12 protein-coding genes are annotated in these 10880 nt (G+C 61.7%); 7 read left to right on the top strand and 5 right to left on the bottom strand.

All coding sequences use genetic code 11. From position 1 onward, the window contains the following. The 5 genes from AACS18_RS02810 to AACS18_RS02790 all read left to right on the top strand — a co-directional run. Window positions 1–560 (top strand): aldehyde dehydrogenase family protein (locus AACS18_RS02810; protein ID WP_146184840.1); only part of this gene is annotated, 560 nt, incomplete at its 5' end. A gap of 83 nt (window positions 561–643) precedes the next feature. Next, window positions 644–1372: a glutamine amidotransferase-related protein gene (locus AACS18_RS02805; protein ID WP_005357481.1), complete on the top strand. Its 729-nt coding sequence runs from the start codon at window positions 644–646 to the stop codon at window positions 1370–1372. Between the two features lie 183 nt (window positions 1373–1555). Next, window positions 1556–2527: a LysR substrate-binding domain-containing protein gene (locus AACS18_RS02800; protein WP_005356189.1), complete on the top strand. Its 972-nt coding sequence runs from the start codon at window positions 1556–1558 to the stop codon at window positions 2525–2527. A gap of 106 nt (window positions 2528–2633) precedes the next feature. Further along, window positions 2634–3473, top strand: coding sequence for a PfkB family carbohydrate kinase (locus AACS18_RS02795; RefSeq protein WP_108613641.1), 840 nt, complete (start codon window positions 2634–2636; stop codon window positions 3471–3473). A 344-nt stretch (window positions 3474–3817) separates the two neighbouring features. Further along, window positions 3818–4270 carry an Rrf2 family transcriptional regulator gene (locus AACS18_RS02790; RefSeq protein WP_005339654.1) on the top strand — a complete coding sequence of 151 codons (453 nt, stop codon included), beginning with the start codon at window positions 3818–3820 and terminating at the stop codon, window positions 4268–4270. Window positions 4271–4342: 72 nt separating this feature from the next. Here the strand turns inward: AACS18_RS02790 and AACS18_RS02785 are convergent, their stop codons facing one another. Beyond that, on the bottom strand, window positions 4343–4864 hold the full coding sequence (locus AACS18_RS02785; RefSeq protein WP_108613640.1) for a ferredoxin-type protein NapF: 522 nt from the start codon (window positions 4862–4864) through the stop codon (window positions 4343–4345). 140 nt (window positions 4865–5004) lie between these two features. Here AACS18_RS02785 and AACS18_RS02780 point away from each other — a divergent pair, with 140 nt between their 5' ends. Together AACS18_RS02780 and rmuC are read left to right on the top strand one after the other, a co-directional pair. After that, a complete protein-coding gene (locus AACS18_RS02780) occupies window positions 5005–5220 on the top strand; it encodes a hypothetical protein (RefSeq protein ID WP_005339659.1) in 216 nt (71 codons plus the stop codon). Continuing rightward, window positions 5217–6557 carry a DNA recombination protein RmuC gene (gene rmuC, locus AACS18_RS02775; protein WP_064337565.1) on the top strand — a complete coding sequence of 447 codons (1341 nt, stop codon included), beginning with the start codon at window positions 5217–5219 and terminating at the stop codon, window positions 6555–6557. The genes AACS18_RS02780 and rmuC overlap by 4 nt, the downstream gene beginning before the upstream one ends. Before the next feature lie 151 nt (window positions 6558–6708). Here the strand turns inward: rmuC and add are convergent, their stop codons facing one another. The 4 genes from add to AACS18_RS02755 form a co-directional block, all read right to left on the bottom strand. Continuing rightward, window positions 6709–7710 (bottom strand): adenosine deaminase, encoded by a 1002-nt coding sequence (gene add / locus AACS18_RS02770; RefSeq protein WP_075116081.1) that lies wholly within the window; start codon window positions 7708–7710, stop codon window positions 6709–6711. A 142-nt stretch (window positions 7711–7852) separates the two neighbouring features. Further along, entirely contained in the window at window positions 7853–9271 is a 1419-nt protein-coding gene (glnG, locus tag AACS18_RS02765) for a nitrogen regulation protein NR(I) (RefSeq protein ID WP_042062424.1), read from the bottom strand. Window positions 9272–9280: 9 nt separating this feature from the next. Further along, entirely contained in the window at window positions 9281–10336 is a 1056-nt protein-coding gene (gene glnL / locus AACS18_RS02760) for a nitrogen regulation protein NR(II) (RefSeq protein ID WP_040070099.1), read from the bottom strand. Between the two features lie 86 nt (window positions 10337–10422). Next, window positions 10423–10880 (bottom strand): DUF4124 domain-containing protein (locus AACS18_RS02755; protein ID WP_108613639.1); only part of this gene is annotated, 458 nt, incomplete at its 5' end.

Genomic DNA, 10880 nt, shown 5'->3' with positions numbered 1-10880 from the left:
GTCCGGGGCTGGGCCAGAGCCCGGAGAACGAAATGGGGCCGCTCATCAGCAAGGAGCATCTGGCCAAGGTGCGCGGCTACGTGGATCAGGGGGTGGCTGAAGGGGCTGTGCTGCGGGTCGATGGTCGCACGCTGAGCCACGACGAGGGTTACTTTATCGGGGGCTGCCTGTTTGACGAGGTAACCCCCGAGATGCGTATCTACCGCGAGGAGATCTTCGGCCCTGTGCTCTCCATCGTACGGGTGCCGGACTACGAGACGGCGCTGCACCTCATCAACGAGCACGAGTACGGCAACGGCACCGCCATCTTTACCTGCGATGGTGACACCGCGCGGGACTTCACGGCGCGGGTGCAGGTCGGTATGGTAGGGGTGAACGTCCCCATTCCGGTGCCGATGGCGTTTCACAGCTTTGGCGGCTGGAAGCGCTCCATTTTCGGGCCGCTCAACATGCACGGGCCGGACGGGGTTCGCTTTTATACCCGGATGAAGACGGTGACGGCGCGCTGGCCCCAGAGCCTGCGCAGTGGTGCCGAGTTCTCCATGCCGACCATGAAGTGACGCGCTGGCGTGTGCTCATGGCCTAACCTCTTGCCCCCGCCGGTCAATGATTGGCGGGGGCGAACTCTGTAAAGGAACAACAGATGCGATTGGGAATTCTCGATTGTGACCGGCTCGATCCCGATCTGGCGGATCGTTTTGGCCCCGTTTACTCCGAGATGTTTATCAGGGGCTTTGCGGCCCTGGCCCCCGAACTGGAATTTCGGGTCTGGTCGGCTCTCGATGGGGAGCTGCCGGAGGATCTGCACGAGTGCGATGCCTGGCTTATCACAGGTTCGCGCCACGATGCTTACAGCGATATCCCCTGGATTCAGGCACTGCGGGCGTGGATCCGTCAGGCGCACGATGCCGACGTCAAGCTGGCCGGTGTCTGCTTCGGTCATCAGGTGATCGCCCAAGCGCTGGGCGGAGAGGTGGTGAAGTCCACCAAGGGATGGGGGCTGGGAGTATCGGTGCATCCCATGCTGGCAGATGAGCCCTGGATGGCGCCAGCGCGGGATCAGATCCGCATTCTGGCCAGTCATCAGGATCAGGTGGCCCTGCTGCCGCCGGGGGCGACCCGGCTGGCGGGCAACGATTTTTGTCCCAACTTCATGTTTTTGCAGGGTGATCACATCGTCGCCATTCAGGGGCATCCGGAGTTCTCGGTGGAGTACAACCGGGCGTTGATCGAGCGGCGCCGCGGCCTGTTGCCCGACGAGCGCTACCAGAGCAGCCTCTCCTCGCTGGAGGGGGAGGTGGATTCGGCGACCATGATGCAGTGGCTGCTGCAGTTTCTGGGGATCCTGCCGCTGCGGGCTGGCGCGGCCTGAGCCCGGTTTGTCAGCTACCCCTTCGGATGCTAGATTTTGTAGCAAAATGAAGGATCAAGCGCTGAGATGTCGGGATCGGATGGTACACTGGCCGCCCATGTGGCGGCCTGTTTGTCTGGCTTGATTGCCGTCCCGGCCTGAGCCAAACCTGTCTGAGCCAAACCAGTGTGAGAGTGTGACGCCTTGAAACTACAGCAATTGAAGTATTTGATCGCGATCCGGGACCACAACCTCAATGTGTCCGTGGCTTCCGATGCGCTCTTCACCAGTCAGCCGGGGGTCAGCAAACAGATTGGCCTGCTGGAGAGCGAGCTGGGAGTGCGGATCTTCGAGCGCCGTGGCAAGCATTTGCACCGCATCACCCCAGTGGGGGAGGAGATCATCAAGTGTGCCGAGGCGATGCTCAACATCGAGAGCAAGATCAAGGCGATCTCCCGCGAGTATCTGGATCCGACGGTGGGCACCCTCAATATTCACACCACCCACACCATCGCCCGCTACCTGCTGCCCAAATCGGTTACCTACTTCACCAAGAAGTACCCCAAGATCTCGTTCCACCTCCATCCGGTGATGTCGGCGAGCAAGGAGCAGATCAGCAAGGGTTACTCCGATTTCTCCATCGTTGCCCACGAGATTGGCTTCGACAAGGAGCTGATCGCGCTGCCCGCCTACCTCTGGACCCTCTCGCTGGTGGTGCCGCAGGATCACCCGCTGGCCAAGGTGAAGAAGCCGACCCTGGAGCAGCTCTGTCACTACCCTATCCTCAGCTACGAGAGTGGCGCAACCGGTCGTCAGGTGCAGGACGAGGTATTCCATGCCGCCGGTCTCACCCCGAGCTACTACATGACGGTGATGGACGCCGGGGTGATCAAACGCTACGTGGAGCTGGGCTTTGGCATCGGCATCATCTCCTCGCTGGTGGCCAACGACACCGACAGCCCCGGGCTGGTCTCCATCAATCTGGAGCACCTGTTCAAGCCCTGCCCGGCGCAGATCTGTTTCAGCAAGAGCATCCTGCTGCAGAACTACATGTATGACTTTATCAGCTCCTTCTCGCCCCACCTCACCAAGGAGGTGATCCAGAGCGTGATGCAGCAGCCGAGTCAGGCGCGCATCGACGAGCTGCTGGCCGGGGTGGAGCTGCCCATCTATTGATCCCGATCGGATTCCCGATCGCTGCCGGTTGTCTCTTCTGTCAGGCTGGGCTCTACTCGGGGTTCAGCCTGTCTCTTTTGGGCTATCTCCATCGTCCGAGGTCTCTATGTCCCGCATTCTGCTGCTTGCCAATCTCAACTGTGATCATGTGCTCTCCCTCTCCGAACCGCTGGTGGCAGGGGCCCGGCTGCAATATGTGGATCAGGGGCGCAGGTTGGGCGGTGGCGCAGCCAACACCGGCATCGGGCTGGTGTGGGCGGGTCACGAGGTGACCATTGCCTCCCGTATCGGGCTGGACGAGACCGGCGACTGGCTGCTGGAGCAGGCGGCCGGTTACGGGCTGGATTGCAGCCATGTGGAGCGCTTTGGCGGTGAGACCGGCGAGCTGCTCATTCTGGTGGACTCCACCGGCGAGCGCACCATACTGCGCCGCCCGCGGCGTCCCGACCTGCCCGGCGATCTGCCGCTGGATGGGGTGGATTGCCTCTATGTGAACTATCCCGGCACCGCCATCATCAGTTACATGCGCCAGATGCTCGGCAAGAGCTTCGTGGTAGCCCAGTATCCCAAGGGCGGCCAAGCGCGCCGTCCCTGCCATGTGCTGGTGGCCTCCCGCTCCGATCTCGGCGAGGTGAGCGACCCCTGGCAGCATGCCCGCCAGCTGGCGGGGGAGCAGCTCGAATGGCTGGTGCTGACCGAAGGCAAGGCAGGCGCAGTGGCCATCCACGGCGATGAGCAGATTAGGGTTGCCGCCCGTCCTGTTTCGGTGGTCGATACCACGGGGGCAGGGGATGCTTTCGCTGGTGGATTGATCCACGGTCTGGCGCGGGGCATGGCGATCAAGGATGCGTTGCAGTGCGCGGTGGACTGGGGGGCGTTTGCCGTCGCCTCCGAGAGCTCCATCCCCTCGATCGCGCTGAAAAACTGGCTGAAACAGCCCCACTGAACCACCTCTTTGACGGTCGATTGAGGGGCGGTTTGCGGGCCATCTGGCTGCTGGTCGAAGGGGCTTGGCGAGGGGGACTATTCGGTAGATTTACCCGCTATAAAGCGGGTAAACGCCGGGCTAACCCGGCAAGTTTGCGATCAATCAAAGAAAGTGTCGATTTATGTGCATCTTCATCGACACCCGGTTGTGCTGCTCTTAACCTGTCACTCCGCAACTCAGATTAAGAGACAGGCCCCCTCTGGCGAACCAATTGGCAAACAGAGGCAAACCGGTTGTCTCCTGCCTCTTAGCTCAATGTTGTCGTCCTGATTCCTGGCTTGTAGTAAGAGGCAAGTGCGACCATGCAACTGACACGATTTACCGACTACGCCCTGCGTACCCTGACCTTCCTGGCGGTTCAGCCGGGGGATCGCCTGTCGACCATTACCGAAGTGGCCGATACCTTCGGCATCTCTCGCAACCACGTGGTCAAAATTGTGCACCAGCTTGGCATCAAGGGGTACATCGAGACGGTACGCGGCAAGCACGGTGGCATCCGCCTCGGTCGCTCTGCAGTCTCCATCAATTTACGGGATGTGGTGATGGACATGGAGCATGTGCTCTGTCCGGTCGACTGCAAGCGCGAAAACTGCCGTCTCTCCGGCGGCTGCCGCATTCAGGGCATTCTGCGCCGCGCCATGAACGCCTTCCTCGAAGTGCTGGGCGAGTACACATTGGCTGATGCGGTGCGCGATCCCAACCGTCTCTGCCACCTGCTGGGTATCGAGCAAGAGACTATTGTGACCATGGCCTGACGGGGCGCGGCATAACGAACAAGATGTGAAAGGGGCCTGATGGCCCCTTTTGCTTTTGTACGCAGGTGGTTTTTAACGACTGCCCGGCTGGCGGATCAGGGTGATGGCGCCGTGCAGGCAGGCAAGGCCACAAGCACCGCAGCCATTGCAGGCATCCATATTGACGTTGATGCCGTCGGCAGTGGCTTTGATCGCCTGTTGTGGGCAGGCATCTTCACAGAGCAGGCAGTAGAAGCCCTGACGGGACTGACAACTCTCTTCAATCTGTACCCGGGTCTGCACCTGCCGACCCAGTTGCAGGTCGAGGGCGCCGGTGGGACAGGCTCTGGCGCAGCTGCCGCAGTAGCTGCACTGGCCGCAGGCGAGATCGAGCACCGGGGTGCCGGCGATGGGGCTTCCCTCGTACTCCTCCTGGGTGGCCGGTTTGAGCAGACCGCGCGGGCAGGCCTTGAAACACTCGCCACAGCGGGTGCAGAGGGAGAGGTACTGGGACTCCTCGATGGCCCACGGCGGGCGCGCTTCATGGCAAACCACGGCGGGCTTGCGGGAAGCTTGCCAACCTTGTGTCAGCCAACGGAGGAAATAGTGAGTCATGCTCGCCTCTGATACCTATTAGGGGTTAATTTTATCGAAGTTTCGGGAAGCAGGCCAGAGAATAGCGGCCGTCAGGATCGCAAGCGCAGTTGCCCTTGTGTAAGCTAGGCGGGTCTTTTTACGTGGTTGAATGAAAACATATGTGGCTATTTCTCTGGCGTGCGTCCCTGCTCTATGTCTTTCCCCTGCTGATGTGGGCCTACTGCCGCATCAAGGATATCGAGTTCGCCGAGCTCGATACCGGCGTCAACACCCACAAGTGGGTGGTGCTGGCCGCCTACCTTATCTACGTGGTGCTCTGGATCCTGGTTAACCGCTATCTCGAACTCTTCCTGCGTCAGCGGAGCCGCAAATGATCGACCCCGGGCTCTGGGGGATCTTGCTGCCTGCCGCCGTGCTGGCCCTCGGACTGGGCTGGCTGATCGGGCGACGGGCCGCCACGGCGCAGGCTCAGGAGTTGATGCTGGCGCAGGAGCGTTATCAGGCGCTGCAGGATCGCTTCGACGAGTTGCAGGATGAGCGGATGCAGGGCCAGCAGAAGCTGGATCAGCAGCAGACCCTGCTGATCAAGCTCACCGCCCGCCTCAAGGATGCGGAAGCGACCCTGCGCAGCGAACGGCTGGCCGCCGCCGAGAAGCTGCAACTGCAACAGGAGGCGGAGCAGCGCCTCAGCCAGCAGTTCGAGAACCTCGCCAACCGGATCTTCGAGCAAAACTCCGGCAACTTCCGCGAATTGAACCAGAACAGCCTCGATCTGTTGCTCACCCCGCTCAAGGAGCAGCTAGAGGGCTTCCGCCGTCAGGTGGGGGAGACCCACGCTCAGGAGACGGCCCAGCGCCACAGCCTCAAGTTCGAGCTGGAGCGCCTCGCCGAGCTCAATGCCCGCATGACCGAAGAGGCGGCGGCGCTAACCCGCGCCCTCAAGGGCGACAGCAAGCAGCAGGGCAACTGGGGTGAAGTGGTGCTGGCGCGGATCCTCAGCGAATGCGGTCTGCGCGAGGGCCACGAGTACCACACCCAGGTCAATATCGAGGTGGAGAAGGGCAAGCGCTACCAGCCCGATGTCATCGTCCACCTGCCGCAGGAGAAGGACATCATCATCGACGCCAAGGTGTCGCTGACTGCCTACGAGCGCTGGTACAACGCCGAGGACGAGCTGGAGAAGGCGGTGGCGCTGAAAGAGCACGTCGCCTCGGTGCGCAACCATATCCGCGAGCTGGGTCGCAAGGATTACCAGCAGTTGCCCGGGGTACGCACCCTCGACTATGTGCTGATGTTCGTGGCGGTGGAGCCCGCCTTCCTCACCGCGATGGAGGCCGATCCCTCGCTGGTGCGTTACGGTCTCGACAACAACATCCTGCTGGTGAGCCCCACCAATCTGATGGTAGCGCTGCGCACCATCGAGAACCTGTGGCGCTACGAGCGGCAGAACCAGAATGCCCGCCAGATTGCCGAGCGGGCCGGTCGCCTCTACGAGAAGCTGCGGCTGTTTGTCGAGGAGATGCAGCAGATGGGCGGCAGCTTGCACAAGGCGCAGGAGAGCTACGACAAGGCGATGGGACGGCTGGTCAACGGCCGTGGCAACCTGATTGCGCAGGTCGAGCGTTTCCGCGAGCTGGGAGTAGAGGTGACCAAGAGTCTGCCCGAGCCGCTGGTGGAGCGGGCGCTGGAGCGTGACAAGGAGCAGGAGTAGTTTTTACCTGCACCGACATCAACAAAAGGCCCAAACACGGTTTGGGTCTTTTGCTATCTGCCAGTTCGCCTCGTGCTGACACATCATCAGAAATCTGCAAAGCAAACGGCCCACCGAAGTGGGCCGTTGTTATTTGCACTGCTGGTGTTAATCAACGGCTGGCGGCGCGGGCGCTCAGCTCTGCTTTCTCGCTATCGCTCAGGAAGGCCAGGGTCAGGCCGTTCTGCTGGGCGGTGCGGATCTCGCTGGCGGTCATGCCAGCGGCCGGAGCCGCCACCTCATATTCGTGGGGCAGATCGATCCCTTCCACCGCCGGATCGTCGGTGTTGAGGCAGGCCAGCACACCGGCGGCCAGGAACTGGCGGATCGGGTGTTCGGTCAGGCTCGCTACCGTGGTGGTCTGGACGTTGGAGGTGAGACAGGATTCGATGCCGATGCGGTGCTCGGCCAGGTAGGCCATCAGGGCCGGGTCTTGAATCGCTTTGACGCCGTGGCCGATACGTTCGGCACCCAGCTCGCGAATAGCCTGCCACATGCTCTCGGGGCCAGCGGCTTCACCGGCGTGTACGGTGACGCGCATGCCTGCATCGCGCACCTTGCGGAAGTGGTCGACAAAGAGTTCCCCCGGGAAGCCCAGTTCGTCACCGGCCAGATCGATGGCGACCAGCTTGTCGCGGTGGGCCAGACAGGCGGCCAGCTCCTGATTGCACTGCTCGGTGCCGAAGGTGCGGCTCATGATGCCGATCAGGTTGGTCTTGATACCGAAGTCACGGCTGCCTGCGGCCACGCCGTCGATGATGGCTTCTACCACGCCCTGCGGGTGCAGCTTGTGTGCCATCGCCATGTAGGCCGGGCTGAAACGCAGCTCGGCATAGTCGATACCGGCGCGCAGCAGATCTTCCACGTTTTCGTAGGCAACCCGGCGGCAGGCGTCATAATCGGCCAGCACCGCCACGCCCCAGTCCAGCTTCTTGAGGAAGGCGACCAGACTCGGCTCGTTCTCGACGATCTGGACGTGGGGGCGCAGCGCCTCCAGCTCGAAGGCGGGCAGCTGGATATTGTGTTGGCGACCCAGCTCGAGGATGGTTTGCGGGCGGATGTTGCCGTCCAGATGGCGGTGCAGGTCGGTCAGGGGGAGAGATCTGTCAATCATGGTTGGCGCCCTCGTCGAGTCAGGTTTGAAAGCCTGCCATTCTAGGCGGGGCTTTCAAAAAAGATACCCCGTTTACGGTTAAACGGGGTGCTTGCGGGCAGTGATTTGTCAGGGCGTGATGGGAATCGTTTTTCCCGGGGACTCAGGAGAGATCGAGTTCCTTCAGCTTGCGGGTCAGGGTGTTGCGACCCCAGCCAAGCAGGCGCGCTGCTTCCTGTTTGTGGCCGTGGGTGTGTTCCAGCGCCGTCTCCAGCATGATCCGCTCGAACTGGGGCATGGCATCGGCCAGGATATCGATCTCGCCCAGCGCCAACTTGCTAGCTACCCACTCCTGCAACTGCTGCTGCCAGCAGCCGGGCATCGCCGGTTGACCGGGTTCGGCACTGTTGGTGATGGGGGTGAGCAGCTCGGCAGGCAGGTCGCCGACCAGTACCTCCTGCCCCGAAGCCATCACGGTAAGCCAGCGGCAGACGTTCTCCAGCTGGCGCACGTTGCCCGGCCAGGGCAGGCGGCTGATATAGGCCTGGGTATCCGGGTGCAGGCTCTTGGCCTCCACATTCAGCTCTTTGGCGGCGCGCAACAGGAAGTGACGGGCCAGTTGGGGAATATCCTCACGGCGCTCCTTGAGAGCGGGGATGTGGATGCGGATGACGTTGAGGCGGTGGAACAGATCCTCGCGAAACTCGCCATCGGCGACCCGTTTCTCCAGATTCTGGTGGGTGGCGGCGATGATCCGTACATCCACCTGCACCGGCTGGTGGCCACCGACCCGGTAGAACTGGCCGTCGGCCAAGACCCGCAGCAGCCGGGTCTGCACATCCAGCGGCATGTCGCCGATCTCGTCGAGAAACAGGGTACCGCCGTCGGCCTGCTCAAAGCGGCCGTGGCGGATGTTGTTGGCGCCGGTGAAGGCCCCCTTCTCGTGACCGAACAGCTCAGATTCGATGAGATCTTTGGGGATAGCCGCCATGTTGAGGGCGATAAAGTTCTTGTGGGCGCGCGGGCTGTGCTTGTGCAGCGCATGGGCGACCAGCTCCTTGCCGGTACCGCTCTGGCCGTTGATCAGCACCGAGATGCTGGAGCGCGACAGGCGGCCGATAGCACGGAACACCTCCTGCATCGCCGGTGCCTCACCGATGATTTCGGGAGTGGCGGTGGCTTCTTGCTGGCGAGACTTGCGCTTGGTGCGCTGCTCCTTGAGATGATTCTCGGCGCGGCGCACCAGGGTCACGGCTTCGTCGATGTCGAACGGTTTGGGCAGATATTCAAAAGCGCCACGCTGGTAGGCGTTGACCGCGCTGTCGAGATCCGAGTGGGCGGTCATGATGATGATGGGCAGATCGGCCTGACGGCGGTGGATCTGCTCCAGCAGGCTCAAACCATCGATGCCCGGCATCCGGATATCGGAGAGGATCACATCGGGCGAGCGCAGCTCAAGGGCGTGCAGCAGGGCTTCGCCATCGGCAAAGCTCTCGCAGTTGAAGCCTTCGCTGCCGAGAGTGCGCTCCAGCACCCAGCGGATAGAACTGTCGTCATCGACGATCCACACTTTGGCGGTCATGGGGTTCCCTTACTTGCGAAGCGGTAGAAAAATGGTGAATTCGGTGTGACCCGGCCAGCTGATGCAGTCAATCCGCCCCTTGTGCTGGTCGATCAGGTTCTGGGCGATGGAGAGGCCGAGTCCGGTTCCCCCCTCCTTGCCGGTGATCATCGGGTAGAACAGGGTGTCGCGAATGGCATCGGGAATGCCGGGGCCGTTGTCGATGATCTTGATCTCCGCCGCCAGCCGGTAGCGCTGACCGTGGATGGTGATCTGGAACGCGGTGCGGGTCTTGATACGGATAAGCCCGGTTTGATCGCCCAGCGCTTCGGCGGCATTGCGTACTATGTTGAGAAACGCCTGCTGCAGCTGATCCGGCTCCATCTCGAATTCGGGGATGCTGGGATCGTAATCCCGCTCGATGCGAACAGAGGGAGGGAGTTCGAGCTCCACCAGTCGGCGTACCTGCTCCAGCACTGAATGGACATTGTGCATCTGGTGACGGCCGGGGCGCTGGGGGCCGAGCAGTCGATCGACCAGTACCCGCAGTCGATCGGCCTGTTCGATGATGATGCCGGTATATTCGCGCAACGCCGGATCCGGCAGCTCTTTTTGCAGCAGTTGGGCCGCGCCGCGCAGGCCGCCGAGGGGATTCTTGATTTCGTGGGCGAGACCACGTACCAACTCTTTGGCTGCCAGCTGCTGGGCATGTTGCTGCTGCTCCTGACTGATCTTCTTCTGCTGGTCGATCTTGCGCAGCTCCACGACCAGCAGACGCTGTTCGTGGTCGGCCATCGGGGTAGCGCTCAGCTCCACCAGTCGCGGTTCTCCCTCTACCACCAGAGTCACTTCGCTATCGGTAAAGCCCTGCCCTGACACGAGGCAATGTTTCAGTCGTTGCAGGTCGAGGGAGATATGTTCCAGCAGATGGGGCAGTTCGATGCCGATCAGCCTGCGTTCACTGAGGGAGAGCAGCTGTTCAGCCGCTGGGTTGACGAATTGGATGCAGAGCCGCTCATCCATCAGGATCACGGCGGTCAGCAAATTATCCAAGAGTGTTTTGGCGTTGTCCGAGCGGGTTGGCACAGGTTTCTCCCTAAAACGGTGCTACACACCTGTTATGCACCGATATGGTGCATAGAGTTTACCCGCATCGGTGCGCTATATCACCCCTAGTCGGCTTTGGGGGTGGGTTTGGGAGCCGGCGTCACGCTCGCTCTATGCAGGTAAAAGGTGACTGCACTGGATTTAGCAAGGATCGTACCGTCTTTGGCGAGCAGCTCGAGCTGAGCCTCGTGGGCGCCGCGATCGACGTTTTCGACCCGGACAGAGAGGCTGTTGCTGACGATGGGGGCGGCTTTGCCATCCAGGGTCAGGCGCACATCATACTGGGTCGGAGGTTTGGGGCTGATGGTGCCCTGAAAGACGATGTTGCCTGTGTTGTCGCGCAGGGTGCTGCCCTGTTCCGGGGAGAGCAGTTCGATGGTCAGCTTGGCTGCCTCTTTCTCTTTCTTGGCATCGGCGCCGGTCAGGCTGTTGAAGTTATCCACCTGCACCGATCTGGGCGCGCTGCTGCCCAGCAGCGGGGCGACCCGCAGATCGACCTCTTTGGCGTTTTTACCGGGGGGGG

It is taken from the genome of Aeromonas sp. HMWF015 (assembly GCF_963878965.1).
Lineage (GTDB): Bacteria > Pseudomonadota > Gammaproteobacteria > Enterobacterales > Aeromonadaceae > Aeromonas > Aeromonas veronii.
This window is presented reverse-complemented; position numbering and strand designations above follow the sequence as displayed.

Coding starts and splice junctions, on each gene's coding strand:
- AACS18_RS02795 (WP_108613641.1), top strand. CDS start 2,634: ATGTCCCGCATTCTGCTGCTTGCCAATCTCAACTGTGATCATGTGCTC.
- add (WP_075116081.1), bottom strand. CDS start 7,710: ATGATTGACAGATCTCTCCCCCTGACCGACCTGCACCGCCATCTGGAC.
- AACS18_RS02785 (WP_108613640.1), bottom strand. CDS start 4,864: ATGACTCACTATTTCCTCCGTTGGCTGACACAAGGTTGGCAAGCTTCC.
- AACS18_RS02790 (WP_005339654.1), top strand. CDS start 3,818: ATGCAACTGACACGATTTACCGACTACGCCCTGCGTACCCTGACCTTC.
- AACS18_RS02805 (WP_005357481.1), top strand. CDS start 644: ATGCGATTGGGAATTCTCGATTGTGACCGGCTCGATCCCGATCTGGCG.
- glnG (WP_042062424.1), bottom strand. CDS start 9,271: ATGACCGCCAAAGTGTGGATCGTCGATGACGACAGTTCTATCCGCTGG.
- rmuC (WP_064337565.1), top strand. CDS start 5,217: ATGATCGACCCCGGGCTCTGGGGGATCTTGCTGCCTGCCGCCGTGCTG.
- AACS18_RS02780 (WP_005339659.1), top strand. CDS start 5,005: ATGTGGCTATTTCTCTGGCGTGCGTCCCTGCTCTATGTCTTTCCCCTG.